At 64.0% G+C, this 17,441-nt stretch carries 14 protein-coding genes; 8 read left to right on the forward strand and 6 right to left on the reverse strand.

Annotated elements, in window-relative coordinates; translation table 11 throughout:
• Window positions 1–224: 224 nt before the first annotated feature.
• From IVB46_RS42635 to IVB46_RS42660, 6 genes are all read right to left on the reverse strand, one after another.
• Window positions 225–998, reverse strand: coding sequence for an SDR family oxidoreductase (locus IVB46_RS42635; RefSeq protein WP_247316099.1), 774 nt, complete (start codon window positions 996–998; stop codon window positions 225–227).
• A gap of 163 nt (window positions 999–1,161) precedes the next feature.
• The gene (pimD, locus tag IVB46_RS42640; protein ID WP_247316100.1) at window positions 1,162–2,304 is read right to left on the reverse strand and encodes a pimeloyl-CoA dehydrogenase small subunit; all 1,143 of its coding nucleotides are present in this window, start codon (window positions 2,302–2,304) and stop codon (window positions 1,162–1,164) included.
• A 131-nt stretch (window positions 2,305–2,435) separates the two neighbouring features.
• On the reverse strand, window positions 2,436–3,626 hold the full coding sequence (gene pimC / locus IVB46_RS42645; protein ID WP_014498260.1) for a pimeloyl-CoA dehydrogenase large subunit: 1,191 nt from the start codon (window positions 3,624–3,626) through the stop codon (window positions 2,436–2,438).
• A 52-nt stretch (window positions 3,627–3,678) separates the two neighbouring features.
• Window positions 3,679–4,866 carry an acetyl-CoA C-acyltransferase gene (locus IVB46_RS42650; RefSeq protein ID WP_247316101.1) on the reverse strand — a complete coding sequence of 396 codons (1,188 nt, stop codon included), beginning with the start codon at window positions 4,864–4,866 and terminating at the stop codon, window positions 3,679–3,681.
• Window positions 4,863–6,545 carry a dicarboxylate--CoA ligase PimA gene (gene pimA, locus IVB46_RS42655; protein WP_247316102.1) on the reverse strand — a complete coding sequence of 561 codons (1,683 nt, stop codon included), beginning with the start codon at window positions 6,543–6,545 and terminating at the stop codon, window positions 4,863–4,865. Before pimA ends, IVB46_RS42650 begins: the two co-directional genes overlap by 4 nt.
• A 159-nt stretch (window positions 6,546–6,704) precedes the next feature.
• Complete coding sequence (locus IVB46_RS42660; RefSeq protein WP_063980943.1) at window positions 6,705–8,801, reverse strand: 3-hydroxyacyl-CoA dehydrogenase NAD-binding domain-containing protein; 2,097 nt, start codon at window positions 8,799–8,801, stop codon at window positions 6,705–6,707.
• A 130-nt stretch (window positions 8,802–8,931) separates the two neighbouring features.
• Here IVB46_RS42660 and IVB46_RS42665 point away from each other — a divergent pair, with 130 nt between their 5' ends.
• From IVB46_RS42665 to IVB46_RS42700, 8 genes are all read left to right on the forward strand, one after another.
• On the forward strand, window positions 8,932–9,798 hold the full coding sequence (locus tag IVB46_RS42665; protein ID WP_063980942.1) for an IclR family transcriptional regulator: 867 nt from the start codon (window positions 8,932–8,934) through the stop codon (window positions 9,796–9,798).
• A gap of 66 nt (window positions 9,799–9,864) precedes the next feature.
• On the forward strand, window positions 9,865–10,662 hold the full coding sequence (locus IVB46_RS42670; protein ID WP_166345288.1) for an ABC transporter ATP-binding protein: 798 nt from the start codon (window positions 9,865–9,867) through the stop codon (window positions 10,660–10,662).
• Window positions 10,659–11,372, forward strand: coding sequence for an ABC transporter ATP-binding protein (locus IVB46_RS42675; protein ID WP_014498266.1), 714 nt, complete (start codon window positions 10,659–10,661; stop codon window positions 11,370–11,372). Before IVB46_RS42670 ends, IVB46_RS42675 begins: the two co-directional genes overlap by 4 nt.
• A 12-nt stretch (window positions 11,373–11,384) precedes the next feature.
• Window positions 11,385–12,263, forward strand: coding sequence for a branched-chain amino acid ABC transporter permease (locus tag IVB46_RS42680; protein WP_063980940.1), 879 nt, complete (start codon window positions 11,385–11,387; stop codon window positions 12,261–12,263).
• Window positions 12,264–12,265: 2 nt separating this feature from the next.
• Entirely contained in the window at window positions 12,266–13,285 is a 1,020-nt protein-coding gene (locus IVB46_RS42685) for a branched-chain amino acid ABC transporter permease (RefSeq protein ID WP_247316103.1), read from the forward strand.
• 40 nt (window positions 13,286–13,325) lie between these two features.
• A complete protein-coding gene (locus IVB46_RS42690; RefSeq protein ID WP_071916729.1) occupies window positions 13,326–14,555 on the forward strand; it encodes an ABC transporter substrate-binding protein in 1,230 nt (409 codons plus the stop codon).
• Between the two features lie 142 nt (window positions 14,556–14,697).
• A complete protein-coding gene (locus tag IVB46_RS42695) occupies window positions 14,698–15,924 on the forward strand; it encodes an ABC transporter substrate-binding protein (protein ID WP_247316104.1) in 1,227 nt (408 codons plus the stop codon).
• Window positions 15,925–16,164: 240 nt separating this feature from the next.
• Window positions 16,165–17,394: an ABC transporter substrate-binding protein gene (locus IVB46_RS42700; protein WP_247316106.1), complete on the forward strand. Its 1,230-nt coding sequence runs from the start codon at window positions 16,165–16,167 to the stop codon at window positions 17,392–17,394.
• Window positions 17,395–17,441 lie beyond the last annotated feature (47 nt).

The following is a 17,441-nucleotide window of genomic DNA, read 5'->3' on the forward strand; positions in this document are numbered from 1 at the left end:
TGCATCCGCTACGTCGGTCTGATCAAGGCGACCGGACAAGTCGTGCTCGCCTCGATCGCCTTCAACATGAGGCGGTGGGCCACGATCGCCGCGTGAGCCCCCCTCCGAGGGCGACAACTACAGATCTTGGCAGGCAATTGCCGGGACCAGGGCATTTGCTCCTGACGTCTTCAGCCTCAAGAGCCGATAACGCAACAGGCCCACAAGGGGAGAGGGGAAGAAGGCTACACCGCAGCCGTCGTCACGCCGCCGTCGATGACGATGGTCTGGCCGGTCATGAAGCTGGACGCGTCGGAGGCGAGGTAGGCGACGGCGCCGGCGATTTCGTCGGGTTCGCCGATGCGGCGAAGCGGCGTGGTGGCGGTGCGGCGCTTGAGGTTGGCTTCGTCTTCCCACAGCGCGCGGGCGAAATCGGTCTTGACGAGGCCGGGCGCGATGCAGTTGACGCGGACGCCTTTCGGGCCCCATTCGCCGGCGAGCGAACGGCACAGCGCGAAGTCGGCGGCCTTAGAGATGCCGTAGGCGCCGATCACGGTCGAGCCGCGCAGACCCCCGATCGAGGAGATGATGACGACGGAGCCGTTGCCGCGCTCCGCCATTTGCGGGATCGCCAGCGCGGAGAGCCAGATGTTGCTCTTGACGTTACTGCCCATGATCTTGTCGAAGGCCTCGTCGGTGATGTCGAGCAGCGGGCCGTAATACGGGTTCACGGCGGCGTTGCAGACGAGGATGTCGATCTTGCCGTAGTGCTTGATCGTGCCCGAGATCAGCGCCTCGACCTCGGCCTTGCGCGCGATGTTGCAGGGAATGACGATGGCATCACCACCAGCCGCGATGATGCCGTCGGCGACTTCCTTGCAGGCCTCCGCTTTCCGCGATGACACCACGACCTTGGCGCCGAGCTTTGCCAGCAGCTCCGCGGAGGAGCGGCCGATGCCGCGGCTGGAGCCGGTGACGATTGCGACCTTGCCGGTGAGATCGAACGGGGTGTTTTTCATTGTTGTTGGGCTCCGCTGATTCCATTTACTCGATGTCATCGCCCGACTTGATCGGGCGATCCAGTACTCGGCGGCTGAAGTTGCGTGAACGAACTGCCGCCGCGGAGTACTGGATGCCCCGGCCAAGCCGGGGCATGACAGTCTTCGCGTGGCCTCGATCAACTCAGATCAACCCGCTCCCATCCGCGACGCGGCGCTGGTGGTAGTCGGTGTCGCCAAAGCTGTTCTCGATCATGGTGAGGCGCTTGAAGTAGTGACCGATCTTCGCCTCCATGGTCATGCCGATGCCGCCGTGGAGCTGGATCGCCTGCTGTCCGACGAACTTCAGCGACTTGCCGATCTGCACCTTGGCGGCGGCGATCGCGTTGGAACGCTCCTTGGCGTCCTCGAAATCGCCGGCCATGGTCGCGAACATCGACATCGATCGCGCCTGCTCGGCGGCGACGAACATGTCGGAGGCGCGGTGCTGCAACGACTGGAACGAGCCGATCGCAACGCCAAACTGCTTGCGCGTCTTGATGTACTCGACCGTGGTCTTGAGCGACTCGTCCATCAGGCCGACGGCCTCGGCGCAGAGCGCGATGCGGGCTTCGTCGACGACACGCTCGATGAGCGCGAGCGAGTCGTCGGGATTGCCGAGCGCCGCATCCGCGCCGACCTCGACACCGGTGAAGGTGATGTCGGCGGCATGTAGGCCGTCCTGCGTCGGGTACGACTTCTTCGTCACGCCCTTGGCGCCCGCCGGCACCAGGAACACGCCGATGCCGGCCTTGTCGCGGCGGTCGCCCTTGGTGCGGGCGGTGACGATCAGGGTCTCGGCGTTCTCGCCGTTGAGCACGACGAACTTCTCGCCGTCGATCACCCAGCCGTCGCCCTTCTTCTTCGCGGTCGTCGAGACGTCGAAGAGATCGTAGCGCGAGTTCTTCTCGAGCTGGGCAAAGGCGAGCGTCTTGCTGCCGTCGATGATGCCGGGCACGTGCGCGGCCTTCTGCGCATCGGAGCCGGCGTGGCGCAGGAAGCCGCCGCCGATCACGACCGTTGCCAGATACGGCTCGAGCACCAGCGCCTTGCCGAGCGCTTCCATCACGATCATGGTCTCGACACCGCCGCCGCCGAAGCCGCCATCGGCCTCCGTGAACGGCAGACCGAGCAGGCCCTGCTCGGCGAGCTTGCCCCAGACGGCCTGGCTCCAGCCGCCCTTCTCCTTCATGTACTTCTTGCGGCTCTCGAAATCGTAGGAATCGGTCAGCAGGCCGTCGATGCTGTCCTTGAGAAGCCGTTGCTCCTCGTTCAGATCAAAATCCATTTCTTTGGTTCCTCGTACCCGAAATTATCTGGCTTCGTCATCCCGGGCGCGCATCGCGCGAGCCCGGGATCCATACTCCCGATCGTGGCTATGGATTCCGGGCTCGCGCTGCGCGCGCCCCGGAATGACGCCTAGAGCCCCAGCACCGCCTTGGCGATGATGTTGCGCTGGATCTCGTTGGAGCCGCCGTAGATCGAGACCTTGCGGTTGTTGAAGTAGCTCGGCGCGATCTGGGCGGTCCACTCCATGGCTTCGTTCGAGCCGTCGTCGCCGTGCACGTCGTAGGGTGCTGCGAACGGGCCGATCACTTCCATCAAGAGCTCAGTGGTGGTCTGCTGGATCTCGGAACCCTTGATCTTCAGCACCGAGGACGCCGGATTGGGCTTGCCCTTGCCGTGCTTGCCCTCGTCGGCGACGACGCGGAGCTGCGTCAGCTCGAGCGCCTTCAGCTCGATCTCGCAGGCCGCCAGCTTCTCGCGGAACGCGGCGTCCTGGATGATCGGCTTGCCGCCGGATTCGACCTTGCCGGCCAAATCGCGGATGCGGCGCAGCCGCTCCTTGGAGACGCCGACCCGGGCAATGCCGGTGCGCTCATTGCCGAGCAGGAATTTGGCGTAATCCCAGCCCTTGTTCTCCTCGCCGATCAGGTTCTCGATGGGCACCTCGACGTCGTCGAAGAACACTTCGTTGACCTCGACGCCGCCGTCGATGGTCTGGATCGGACGCACGGTGACGCCCTTCGACTTCATGCTGAAGACGATGAAGGAGATGCCCATCTGCTTCTTGGCGGAGGGGTCGGTGCGGCAGAGGCAGAAGATCATGTCGGCGTGCTGGGCGAGCGTGGTCCAGGTCTTCTGGCCGTTGATGATCCACTTGTCGCCCTTGCGCTCGGCCTTGGTCTTGAGCGAAGCGAGGTCGGAGCCGGAGCCGGGCTCGGAGAAGCCCTGGCACCACCAGTCGTCGACATTGGCGATGCGCGGCAGATACTGCTTCTTCTGCTCTTCGTTGCCGAAGGTGTAGATGACAGGACCGACCATGCTGACGCCGAAGGCGAGCGGCTGCGGCGCCGGATAGGACTGCAGCTCCTCGTTGAAGATGTAGTGCTGCACGGAGGTCCACCCGGTGCCGCCATATTGCTTCGGCCAGTGGCTGACGCCCCAGCCCTTCTTGTTGAGGATGCGCCACCACGTCACCATCTCGTCCTTCGAGAGGTGACGGCCCTCGACCAGCTTGCGCCGCGTATCCGGCGGTACGTTGTCGCGGAAGAATGACCGCACTTCCTCGCGAAACGCCTGCTCTTCCTTCGTGAATGCGAGATCCATCGGATCCTCCTGTGAGCTTCTTTGTTTCGTCGCCGTCAGGACGACGGTGAAATTACTGCAACACCTCGAACAAGCCGGCTGCGCCCATGCCGCCGCCGACGCACATGGTGACGACCGCGTATTTGGCCTTGCGGCGGCGGCCTTCGATCAGGGCGTGACCGGTGAGGCGCGCGCCCGACATGCCGTAGGGATGGCCGACCGAGATCGCGCCGCCGTCGACGTTGATCTTCTCGGGGTCGATGCCGAGCTTGTCGCGGCAATACAGCACCTGCACCGCGAAGGCTTCGTTCAGCTCCCAGAGGCCGATGTCGTCGACGGTGAGGCCGTGGCGCTTGAGCAGACGCGGCACGGCGAAGACCGGGCCGATGCCCATCTCGTCCGGCTCGCAGCCGGCGGAGACGAAGCCGCGGAAGATGCCGAGCGGCTTGAGACCGCGCTTTGAGGCTTCCTTGTCGCTCATGATGACGGAGGCGCTGGCGCCGTCGGAGAGCTGGCTGGCATTGCCCGCGGTGATCGAAAAGCCTTCGCCGCGCACGGGTTTGAGGCCGGCAAGGCCTTCAGCCGTGGTCTCGGGGCGCGGGCCTTCGTCCTGCGACAGCGTCACTTCCTTCATCGACACGGCGCCGGTCGCCTTGTCGGTGACTGCCATCTGCGTCGTGATCGGCGCCAGCTCGTCCTTGAACTTGCCGCCCTGCTGGGCCGCGGCGGTGCGGCGCTGGCTCTCCAGCGAATATTCATCCTGCTTCTCGCGCGAGATGCCGTAGCGCTTGGCGACGACTTCGGCGGTGTCGATCATGGGCATGTAGACCTCGCCCTTGATCTTGAGCAGCGCGGGATCTTGCGCGTGGAAGCTGTTCATCTTGTCGTTCTGCACGAGGCTGATCGACTCGCCGCCGCCGCCGACCGCGATCTCGACGCCGTCGAAGATCACCGAGCGCGCGGCGAGCGCGATCGCCTGCAGGCCCGAGGCGCATTGCCGGTCGATGGTGGTGCCGGCGACGGTCACGGGGAGACCTGCGCGGAGCAGCGCCTTGCGCGCGATGTTGCCGCCGGTCGCGCCCTGCTGCAGCGCCGCGCCCATCACGACGTCCTCGACCTCCTTCGGATCGACCTTGGCGCGGGCGACGGCCTCGCCAATGGCGTGGCCGAGCAGCGTTGCGCCCTCGGTGGCGTTGAGCATGCCGCGATAGGCCTTGCCGATCGGGGTGCGGGCGGTGGAAACGATGACGGCGTCGGTCAAGAGCGACCTCCTGATGGGTGTTGGGTGGATTGTGCTGGTTTCTGCTGCTGGCGCAATTCGTGGCGCGACAATTTTCCGACCGGCGTGCGCGGCAGATCGTCGACGAACTCGACGGCTGCCGGCAGCTCGTGCTTGCCGACCTTGCCGGCGAGCTGCGCGCGCAGCTCGTCGAGCGAGAACGGTTTTGCGTCCGGCTTGAGCTTGATGAAGGCCTTGGCGGCCTCGCCGCGATACTGGTCGGGAATGCCGAGCACGATCACCTCGTGCACGCCTGGTATGGTGTAGATCGCCTGCTCGATCATCTGCGGATAGACGTTGAAGCCGCCGGAGATGATCATGTCCTTCTTGCGGTCGACCAGGAAGAAATAACCGTCGGTGTCGACATAGCCGATGTCGCCGGTGAGGAAGCGGCCGTCCGAAAAAGACTCCGCGGATTCCTTCGCCTTATTCCAGTAGCCCTTGGTGACGTTCGGGCCCTTGATGCGGATTTCGCCGACTTCGCCCGGCGGCAGGACTTTTGTGGGGTTCTCCAGCGAGACCACGTCCATCTCGATCCCGGGCAGCATCAGGCCGATCGACCCCGGCTTGTCCGGTCCCGTCGGCGGGTGGCCGGTGCCGGGCGAGCAGGTCTCGGTCATTCCCCAGCCGCTGCGCAGCTTCTTGCCGACCTTGCGTTCGAAGAAGTTCGCGATCTCCACCGGCAGCGGCGCGCCGCCGGAGCCGATGACGGCGAGCGAGGAGAAGTCGCGCTTGTCGAGATCAGGCAGCGCTGCGATCGCGATCCACATCGTCGGCACGCCCGGGAAGTACGTCGCGCGCTTGATTTCGATGTCGCGCATCACCGCTTCGACATCGAAGCGCTGGTGGAGCGAGATCAGATTGCCGCGGCTGAGCGAGGACAGCAGCACGACGGTGAGCGCATAGATGTGGAACAGCGGCAGCACGCAGATCACGCGCTCGATCACGTCGCCGCGCGCCGCACGCGACGGCTTGCCCCAGACATCGTAGATCGACACCGCGGAGGTGAGATTGCCGTGGGTGAGCATCGCGCCCTTGGGCAGGCCGGTGGTGCCGCCGGTATATTGCAGCAGCGCGACGTCGTCCGCCGTCACGGACGGCCACTCGGCCGGCGCGGTGGCGCCCTCGACGAAGCTCTTGAAGGTGACGATGCGGGGATCGTCGGGGATCGGCGCCTGTGGCGTGCCGACCTTGCCCCAATCGTCGTCCTCGCAGACGACCAGGCGATCGATCAGGCCCTTCTCCAGGAACTTCAGCGCGGTTGGCAGCAGCGCCGCGAGGTTGGAGGTGACGAGCAGGCGCGAGCTGGAATCCGAGACCTTGTGCGTCAGCGCAATCTCGCCGTCGAGCGGGGAGAGATGCGCGACGCGGGCACCGGCCTTCAGTGCGCCGAAGAAATTGACGGGGTGATCGGGCGTGTTGCCGAGGAACAGCGCGACGGAACTGTTCCTGCCGCAGCCGGCACGCAGGAACGCCGCTGCCGCGCGCTCGGCCATGGCGGCGAGCTCGGTATAGCTGATCGGACGATCGCGGAATTCCAGCGCGGTGCGCGGGCCGTAATCGGCGGCGGCGTTCGACAAGAGGTCAGGCAGCGAGCCCTGGACGATGGTGTCGTCCCAACGCACGCCCTCGGGATAAAACTGTTCGCCGGGATGGGTCATTATTCTTGATTGGTTGAGCGAGCAACTAACAGAGACCGTCATTCCGGGGCGCGACAAAGTCGCGAGCCCGGAATCCATAACCACCAGCTGGGGTTATGGATTCCGGGCCTGCGCCTTGCGGCGCATCCCGGAATGACGAGGGTTGAGATGAAGCGGCCATCACGCCGCCTTCGACGCCGCGGCCAGCGACGCGAACGTCTTGCCTTCGGCCGCGAGCTTCTTCAGCAGCGGCGCGGGCTCGAGGCTCGGATCGTTGGTCTCCTTGGCGTAGAAGGAGAGACGATCGGCGATGTGCTTGAGGCCGACGGTGTCGGCCCAGAACATCGGGCCGCCGCGGTAGATCGGCCAGCCGTAGCCGTAGAGCCAAACCACGTCGATGTCGGAAGGACGCGCCGCGATGCCCTCTTCGAGGATCTTCGCGCCCTCGTTGATCATCGGGTACATCATGCGCTCGAGGATCTCCTCGTCGCTGACGACGCGCTTCTTGCGGCCGAGACGGAGCAGCGTCTCGTCGATCAGCTTTTCGACCTCCGGATCGGGCAGCGCCGAGCGACTACCTGCTTCATACTTGTAGTAACCCTTGCCGGTTTTCTGGCCGAAGCGGCCGGCTTCGCAGAGCGCGTCCGCGATCTCCGACTTGATGCCGCGGTCCTTGCGCGAGCGCCAGCCGATGTCGAGGCCGGCGAGATCGCCCATCGCGAACGGCCCCATGGGCATGCCGAATTTGGTGACCACGGCATCGACCTGCTGGGGCAAGGCACCTTCGAACAGCAGCTTCTCGGACTGCTTGCCACGCTGCGCCAGCATGCGGTTGCCGACGAAGCCGTCGCAGACGCCGACCACGGCCGGCACCTTCGCGATCTTGCGCGCGATGGTCACAGCGGTGACCAGCGCATCCGGCGCGGTCTTGTCGGCGCGCACGATCTCGCACAGCTTCATGACGTTGGCGGGCGAGAAGAAGTGCATGCCGAGCACGTCCTGCGGCCGCTTGGTCGACTTCGCGATCTCGTCGATGTTGAGGTAGGAGGTGTTGGAGGCGAGCACGGCGCCGGGCTTGACGTATTGGTCGAGCTTGCCGAACACTTCCTTCTTCACCGCCATGGTCTCGAACACGGCCTCGATCACCAGGTCAGCATCACCGACGTTCTCGATGCCGACGACGCCGTTGATCAGCGCCATGCGCTTGGCGGGCGCGTCGGCCGGGATGCCGCCGCGCGCGGCGGTCGCTTCCCAGTTCTTCTGCATGATGCCCATGCCGCGCTTGAGCTGCTCCTCGCCGGTCTCGATCAGGGTGACGGGCACGCCGGCATTGGCAAAGGACATCGCGATGCCGCCGCCCATGGTGCCGGCACCGAGGATGGCGACGCGGTTCACGGGCCGCGACTTGGTGCCTTCAGGGACGCCGGCGATCTTGCTGGCCTCGCGCTCGGCGAAGAAAGCATAACGCTGCGCCTTGGACTGGTCGCTGGAGACGAGCTTGAGGAAGCCCTCGCGCTCCTTCTTCAGCCCCTCGTCGAACGGCAGGTCGATGGCGTAGCCGACGGCGTCGGCGGCGGCGAACGGCGCTTCCAGGCCGCGCGACTTCTTGGTCATGGCGGCGACCGCATTGGTGAAGATCGAGCGGTCGGCCTTGGCCGCCGCGAGCTTGGAATCGTCGTCGCGCAGGCGCCGCAGCGGACGCTTCTCGGCGAGCAGCTTGCGCACGAAGGCTTCGCCGCCGGACGCCGGACCTTCGACGATCTCCTCGATCAGGCCGTTCTTGAGCGCTTCAGCAGCACCGATCGGATCACCGCCGACGATCATCTTGACCGCGAGTTCCGGCCCGACCGCGCGCGGCAGGCGCTGGGTGCCGCCGGCGCCCGGCAGCAGGCCGAGCTTCACCTCGGGCAGGCCGAGCTTGGCTTCCTTCACGGCCACGCGGAAATGACAGGCCAGCGCGACCTCGAGGCCGCCGCCGAGCGCGGTGCCGTGGATCGCGGCGACGACCGGCTTGGGCGAGTTCTCGATCTCGGCGAGGACGTCGTTGAGGGCGGGCGGCTTCGGCGGCTTGCCGAACTCGGTGATGTCGGCGCCGGCGATAAAGGTGCGGCCGGCGCAGGTCAGCACGATGCCCTTGATCGCGGGATCGGCGATCGCGGCCTTGATGCATTCGAGAATACCGCCACGCACTGCGGCACTCAGCGCATTGACCGGAGGACTGTTGACCGTGACGATCCCGACTTCGTCATGACGCTCAAGCTTGACCACTTCGCTCACGGCTTCCCTCCTTGGTGGGGATTTACTTTTGTTCGATTTCGCGGTGCGGAATTTAATTCCGCATCTTGACGGCAGGGTTATTTTGAAGCACGGACGTTGTCAACGACTCCGCGCAAGAAGCAGATCAGGGATGAAGCGTACAGGCAAGAAGACTGCGACCGATCGGAATTTCGTCGTCGCGCTTTCCCGCGGACTAGATGTTTTGCGCGCATTCCAACCCAGCGACGGACTTCTCGGCAACCAGGAGATCGCCGCGCGGACGAACCTGCCCAAGCCGACCGTTTCGCGCCTGACCTACACGTTGACGAAGCTCGGTTATCTGACACCGGTTCCCCGTTTCGAGAAGTATCAGCTCGCGCCCGCCGCGATGGCGCTCGGTTATGCGGCGTTATCCAATCTCGGCGTTCGGCATTTGTCCGAGCCATTTCGCGAGGAATTGATGCGCGCGACCGGCGGCGCCGTCGCGATCGGCGGCCGCGACCGTCACAGCATGATCTATTTCGGGCAAAGTCGCGGCAGCGAGACGGTCGGCGTTCAACTTGACGTCGGCTCCCGCGTGCCGATTGCAACCAGCGCGATGGGCCGCGCCTATTTCTGGGCGCTCGATGACGAGGGGCGCGCCGAGGTGTCCCGCATCCTGCGCGAACATTACGGCAGCCGGTGGCCGAAGATGCGCGACGGATTGGAACGTTCCGGCGAGACCGTTGCGAAATACGGTTTCGCGATGTCCGTCGGCGACTGGCACGACGACATCGGCGCCGCCGGCGTCGCGCTCAAGCTCAACGACGGAACCGGACCTTACGCATTCAATTGCGGCGCGCCCGCATTCCGCTTCACGGAAGAGCGTTTGATCAACGACATTGGACCGCGTCTGCTGGCGATGGTAAGGAACATTGAAGCGGCACTCGGGGGACTGATGCCGCAATCCAAAAAAGAAGTCAGCAAAAAGCTGAAATCAGGAGGAAAAGTTGCGCGTGTGGCCGAGGGGTTCAGATAGCCTTTGTCATCACCGGGAGCGGTTCGCATCGCCCCTTCACCCACTAACGTGTGTGGGCGAGACGAGATGACGCAGGCACAGCTCGCGCGGGGGACATCGCCCCTGCTCGCGGTTCGCGACGTCAGCGTCGTGTTCGGCGGCATCATCGCGCTCAACGGCGTGTCCTTTGACATGCACAAGGGCCAGATCCTCGGATTGATCGGCCCCAACGGCGCCGGCAAGACTACGCTCTTCAACTGCCTCTCGCGGCTCTATCAGCCGTCGTCGGGCGACATCCTGATGGAAGGCGTGAGCATCCTGTCGCGGCCTCCGCACCGGATCGCCGAGATCGGCATCGGCCGCACCTTCCAGAACGTGGCGCTGTTTCCGAACCTCTCGGTGATGGACAACGTCCGCGTCGGCGCCCATTCGAAGACCTCCAGCGACATCATCAGCGACTCGCTTCGGCTCGCCTGGGTCCGGCGCAGCGAGACCGAGGTCAACAAGAAGGTGCAGGAGATCCTCGCCTATCTCAAGCTCGAGGACGTCGCCCACACCATCGTGTCCGGCCTGCCCTTCGGCACGCAGAAACGCGTCGAGCTGGCGCGCGCGCTCGCGGCAGACCCGAAGATCCTGCTGCTCGACGAGCCGGCCGGCGGCCTCAACCACGAGGAAGTCTATCTGCTCGGCGACCTCATCCGCCGCATCCGCGACGACCGCCACATGACCGTGCTGCTGGTCGAGCACCACATGGGCCTCGTGATGTCGATCGCCGACCACGTCGTCGCGCTGAATTTCGGCAAGAAGCTCGCGGAAGGCACGCCGGCCCAGGTGCAGGCGGACCCCGACGTCATCAAGGCCTATCTCGGGAGCAAGGACCAATGACGACGCTGCTCAACGTCAAGGACCTGCGCGCCTATTACGGCCAGGTCCAGGCGCTCCATGGCCTGTCCTTCTCGCTCAACGAGGGATCGTTGACGACGCTGCTCGGCGCGAATGGCGCCGGCAAGACCACCACCCTGCGCGCGATCTGCAACATGGTGCGTTCCACCGGTGCAATCGAGTTCGAAGGCAAGCCGCTCAGCAACCGCTCCACCGAGAGCATCGTGCGGTTCGGCATCGCCCACGTGCCGCAGGGCCGCGGCACCTTCACGACCATGACGGTCGAGGAGAACCTCCAGCTCGGGGCCATCACCCGCAAGGACAGCGCCGGCATCGTTTCCGACATCGAGCGCATGTACGCACATTTCCCGGTGCTGAAGCAGCGCCACACCCAGCAGGCCGGCACGCTCTCGGGCGGCGAGCAGCAGATGCTCGCGGTCGCCCGTGCGCTGATGCTGCGGCCGCGCCTGATGCTGCTCGACGAGCCGTCCTTCGGACTGGCGCCGCTGGTCGTGCGCGACCTGTTTGGCATCCTCGGCAAGATCAACCGCGAGGACAAGGTGTCGATCCTGGTGGTCGAGCAGAACGCCCAGCTCGCGCTCGAGCTCGCCGACCAGGCCTATGTGATCGAGACCGGACGCATCGTGATGTCGGGCAATGCCAAGGACATCGCGAACAACGAAGAAATCCGCAAATCCTATCTGGGTTACTGAGGAGCCGGCACGATGGAGCTGTTCACCAACCAAGTGCTGGCCGGCATCGCCACGGGCGCGATCTACGCCTGCATGGCGCTCGCCGTGGTCATGATCTACCAGGCGATCGACCATCTCAACTTCGCGCAGGGCGAGATGGCGATGTTCTCGACCTTCATCTCCTGGCAGCTGATGCAATGGGGCGTGCCTTACTGGGCCGCCTTCATCCTCACGCTGGCGCTCTCCTTCGTCGCCGGCATCGCGATCGAGCGCATCCTGTTCAAGCCGCTGGCGAAAGCGCCGGTGCTGACCAACGTCGCCGGCTTCATCGCGCTGTTTGCGATCATCAACTCCTCGGCCGGCCTGATCTGGGACTTCACCATCAAGCAGTACCCGACCCCGTTCGGCTCCGCGCCGTTCCTGGGCAGCCAGCTGATCTCGACCCACCAGGCCGGCATGATCGGCGTCACGGTGCTGCTGCTGCTCGGCCTCTACTTCTTCTTCCAGTACACGCGCATCGGCCTGGCCATGCGCGCGGCCGCCTCGGTGCCTGAATCGGCCCGCCTCGTCGGCATCAACACGTCCTGGATGATCGCGCTCGGCTGGGGCATGGCGACCGCGATCGGCGCGATCGCCGGCATGCTGATCGCCCCTGTCGTGTTCCTCGAGCCCAACATGATGGGCGGCGTGCTGATCTACGGGTTTGCCGCCGCCGTGCTCGGCGGTCTCACCAGCCCGTTCGGCGCCGTGGTCGGCGGCTTCCTGGTCGGCATCTTCGAGAACCTCGCCGGCACCTACATCCCCGGCGTCGGCAATGAGCTGAAGCTCCCGATCGCGCTCGCGCTGATCATCTCCGTCCTGGTTGTCAAACCCGCTGGCCTGTTCGGCCGGCACATCGTCAAGCGAGTTTGATCATGAGCGCTGCAGAAGAAGTCGTTGCAGAAGGCCACGAGGCGGTCGAGGCCGTTCCGAAGCGGGCCATGACGCTGGGCACCGGCACCTCGCTGGTGGTGCTCGCGGCACTGCTGATCGCGCCCGTCTTCGTCAAGAACTTCATCATCTTCCAGATGACGATGCTCCTGATCTACGGGCTCGCGGTGCTGGCGCTGAACATCCTGACCGGCGGAAGCGGCCAGTTCTCGCTCGGCCAGAGCGCGTTCTACGCGGTCGGCGCCTATACGACAGCGGTGCTGATGGAGCACTTCAACGTCAATTACGCGCTGACGCTGCCGATCGCCGGCGTCGTCTGTTTCGGCTTCGGCTTCCTGTTCGGGCAGCCGGCGCTGCGGCTCTCCGGCGTCTACCTCGCGCTCGCGACCTTCGCGCTCGCCACCGCCATGCCGCAGCTCCTCAAGCTGAACTTCCTCGAGCACTGGACCGGCGGCGTGCAGGGCCTCGTCGTCACCAAGCCGGACGCGCCGTTCGGGCTGCCGATGTCGCAGGACATGTGGCTGTATTACTTCACGCTCGTGGTCGTGATTGCGATCTACATCTTCTCGGTGAACCTGCTGCGCTCCCGCTCGGGCCGCGCCTTCATGGCGATCCGCGACAACGAGATCGCGGCCTCCGCGATGGGCATCGACGTCGCGCTGTACAAGACGCTGGCGTTCGGCGTCTCCGCCGCCATCACCGGCATCGCCGGCTCGCTCGGCGCCATCGCGGTGCAGTTCGTGGCGCCCGACAGCTACACCATCACGCTCGCGATCTCGCTGTTCCTCGGCATGGTCGTCGGCGGCGTCGGCTGGCTGCCCGGCTCGATCGTCGGCGCCGCCTTCATCATCTTCGTGCCGAACATCGCGGAGGGCATCTCCAAGGGCCTCTCCGGCGCGGTGTTCGGCGTGCTCCTGTTCCTCGTCATCTACCTCGTGCCGCATGGCGCAAGGCAAGTCGCGATCATGGGCCAGCAACTCGCCGGTCGGCTCAGGAAGAACTGAAACGTCCATCCAGACTGTTGTTTTAACCAAGGAGACCCAATTGCTTTTCGGAAGAATACTGCGAACCACCGCACTCGTAACGGCGGTCGCGACCCTCACCTCCGGCGCAGCACTTGCCCAGAAGAAATACGACACCGGCGCGTCCGATACCGAGATCAAGATCGGCAACATCATGCCGTACAGCGGTCCGGCGTCGGCCTATGGCATCATCGGCAAGACCGAAGAAGCCTATTTCAAGATGATCAACGACAAGGGCGGCATCAACGGCCGCAAGATCAACTTCGTCACCTATGACGACGCCTATTCGCCGCCGAAGGCCGTCGAGCAGGTCCGCAAGCTGGTCGAGAGCGACGAAGTGCTGGCCGTGTACAATCCGCTCGGCACGCCCTCGAACACCGCGATCCAGAAGTACCTGAACGCCAAGAAGATCCCGCAGCTGTTCGTCGCCACCGGCGCCACCAAGTGGAACGACGCGAAGAACTTCCCCTGGACCATCGGCTGGCAGCCCTCCTACCAGAGCGAAGCGCAGATCTACGCGAAATGGCTGATGAAGGAAAAGCCGAACGCCAAGGTCGCGATCCTCTACCAGAACGACGATTTCGGCAAAGACTACCTCAAGGGCACCAAGGACGGTCTCGGCGCCAAGGGCGCGTCCATGATCATCATGGAAGAGAGCTACGAGATCTCCGAGCCGTCGATCGACGGCCACATCGTCAAGATCAAGGCCGCCAATCCCGACGTGCTGCTCATCTACGCGACGCCGAAGTTCGCGGCCCAGACCATCAAGAAGACCGCCGAGCTCAGCTGGAAGCCGCTCCAGATCCTCACCAACGTGTCGATCTCGGTCGGCAGCGTGATGAAGCCGGCTGGCTTCGAGGCCTCGCAGGACGTGCTGTCGGCGGCCTATGCCAAGGATTCCACCGACCCGCAGTGGAACAACGATCCCGGCATGAAGAAGTGGAACGAGTTCGTCGACAAGTACATGCCCGGCGCCGACAAGACCGACACCGGCATGGTCTACGGCTACGGCGCGGCGTCGACCCTGGTCAAGACGCTGGAAATGTGCGGTGACGACCTCACCCGCGCCAACCTGATGAAGCAGGCCGCTTCCTTGAAGGATTTTGCACCGGACACCCTGCTGCCCGGCGTCAAGATCAACACCAGCGCCACCGACTTCGCCCCGATCTCGCAGCTCCAGATGCAGCGCTTCAAGGGCGAGAAGTGGGAACTGTTCGGCGAGATCATCAGCGGCGACGTCGCCTCCGAGTGATGCTGACGCAATAGTCCAAGTCTGGTCAGTTCAAGTCTAGTCAAATCTGACAAAGCCCCCGCGGGCGACCGCGGGGGCTTTTTGTTGACGTCAGGCGTCAATCTTGTTCAATGCGGCGCCGATCCATTCCGGGTGGAGAAAGATGACTGTCGTTCGATTTCAGGTTGCGGCCGTTTCGGCCGCGCTCGCGTTGTGCACTGCGGTGAGCAGCCCGGCACTGGCGCAAAAGAAATACGACAGCGGCGCTTCCGATACCGAGATCAAGATCGGCAACATCATGCCCTATAGCGGGCCGGCCTCCGCCTATGCCGCGATCGGCAAGACCGAGGAAGCCTATTTCAACAAGATCAATGCCGAGGGTGGCATCAACGGCCGCAAGATCAAGTTCATCTCCTACGACGACGGCTATTCGCCGCCGAAGACGGTGGAGCAGGCGCGCAAGCTGGTCGAGAGCGACGGCGTGCTGCTGATCTTCGGCTCGCTCGGCACCTCCACCAACGGCGCCATCCGCAAATACATGAACGAGAAAAAGGTGCCGCAGCTGTTCGTGGCGAGCGGCGCCTCCAAATGGAACGATCCGAAGCAATATCCGTGGACCATGGGCTGGCAGCCGAGCTACGCCAGCGAGGCGCGCATCTACGCCAAATACATCATGAAGGAGAAGCCGGACGCGAAGATCGCCGTGCTCTACCAGAACGACGATTTCGGCAAGGACTATCTGAAGGGGCTGAAGGACGGCCTCGGCGCAAAGGCGTCGATGATCGTGCTCGAAGACGGCTACGACACGTCGGAGCCCGCGATCGACGAGCACGTCGTGAAGCTGAAGGCCTCGGGCGCCGACGTCTTCCTCAGCATCACCACGCCGAAATTCGCCGCGCAGGCGATCAAGAAGGCGGCCGAGATCAACTGGCATCCGGTCCACATCATCTCCAACGTCTCGGCGTCGGTCGGCGGCGTGCTCGAGCCCGCGGGCCTGGAGATCTCGCAAGGCATCCTGTCGGCGAGCTACACCAAGGACGGCTCCGACCCGCAATGGAATGCCGATGACGGCATGAAGAAGTTCTATAATTTCCTCGCGCAGTACGACCCCAAGGCCAACAAGCTCGATGCCGGCGTGGTGTTCGGCTATGCCGCGGCCCAGACCATGGTGAAGGTGCTGCAGATGTGCGGCGACGAGCTCACCCATGAGAACGTCATGAAGCAGGCCGCTTCCTTGAAGGATTTCGAGCCCGACACGCTGCTGCCCGGCATCAAGATCAACACCTCCGCCGATAATTTCGCCCCGATCGAGCAGCTCCAGATGATGCGGTTCAAGGGCAGGAAATGGGAGCTGTTCGGCGACATCATCTCGAGCGAGCTCGGCCATTGAAGCGGCGCAACTCAAAATCGCCTCAGACTGGCTAATCAACTCAAGACAGCGGCGCCGTCTCGCAGTCGCACACGAGCGCGCGCCGGTCCTTGACTACTAAAGGAGCAGCCCCTGCGACACAGCCGCGGGGGCTTTCTGTTGAAGGCTCCCGGTAAATCGTATTGAATTGCCTCCGCGCCGCCAAAAATCATCAAGCCAAGAAAAGGGACGCACACACACCAAGAAAATAGGGAGATAGGAATGCCCGCTGTCACCGGCAAACTTGCGGCCGCGTCACTGGCGCTTGCGCTCATTGCGGCCTCGGCCTCCACTGCATCGGCCCAGAAGAAATACGATACCGGCGCGACCGACACCGAAATCAAGATCGGCAACATCATGCCCTACAGCGGACCGGCCTCCGCCTACGGCATCATCGGGCGGACCGAAGCCGCCTATTTCAAGAAGATCAACGACGAGGGCGGCATCAACGGCCGCAAGATCAATTACATCTCCTATGACGACGCCTACTCGCCGCCGAAGACGGTGGAGCAGGCTCGCAAGCTGGTCGAGAGCGACGAGGTGCTGTTCATCTTCAACTCGCTCGGCACGCCGCCGAACTCGGCGATCCACAAATACATGAACTCGAAGAAGGTGCCGCAGCTGTTCGTCGCGACCGGCGCCACCAAGTGGAACGATCCGCAGAACTTCCCCTGGACGATGGGCTGGCAGCCCAATTACCAGAGCGAGACGCAGATCTATGCGAAGTGGCTGCTCAAGAACAAGCCGGACGCCAAGATCGCCGTGCTGTTCCAGAACGACGATTACGGCAAGGACTATCTCAAGGGCCTGAAGGATGGCCTCGGCTCGAAAGCCGCCTCGATGATCATCATCGAAGAGAGCTACGAGACCTCCGAACCGACCATCGACAACCACATCGTCAAGCTGAAGTCGACCGGCGCCGACGTCTTCATGAACATCACGACGCCGAAATTCGCCGCGCAGGCAATCAAGAAGAATTCCGAGATCGGCTGGAAGCCGCTGCACTTCCTCAACAACGTCTCGGCCTCCGTCGGCAGCGTGATGAAGCCGGCTGGCTTCGAGAACGGCCAGGACATCATCTCGGCCGACTATCTGAAGGACGTGTCGGATCCCGCGTGGAACAACGATCCCGGCATGAAGGAGTTTCTGGCGTTCATGACCAAATACTTCCCCGAGGGCGACAAGCTCGATAAGGGCACGATCGTCGGCTATGCCGTGGCGCAGACACTGGTCCAGGTCTTGAAGCAGTGCGGTGACAATCTCACGCGCGAGAACATCATGAAGCAGGCGGCGAACGTGAAGGACTTCCGCACCGAGGCGCTGCTGCCGGGCGTGAAGGTCAACACCTCGCCGACCGATTTCGCGCCGATCAGCCAGCTTCAACTCGAGAAGTTCAAGGGCGAGAAGTGGGAGCTGTTCGGAGACGTGATCAGCGCCGACGTCGGCGGCTAACCCCAAACGACAGAGAGCCCCCTGCGCGGCCATCGCAGGGGGCTTTT

The sequence above is a fragment of the Bradyrhizobium sp. 61 genome, assembly GCF_023073075.1.
Taxonomy (GTDB): domain Bacteria; phylum Pseudomonadota; class Alphaproteobacteria; order Rhizobiales; family Xanthobacteraceae; genus Bradyrhizobium; species Bradyrhizobium barranii.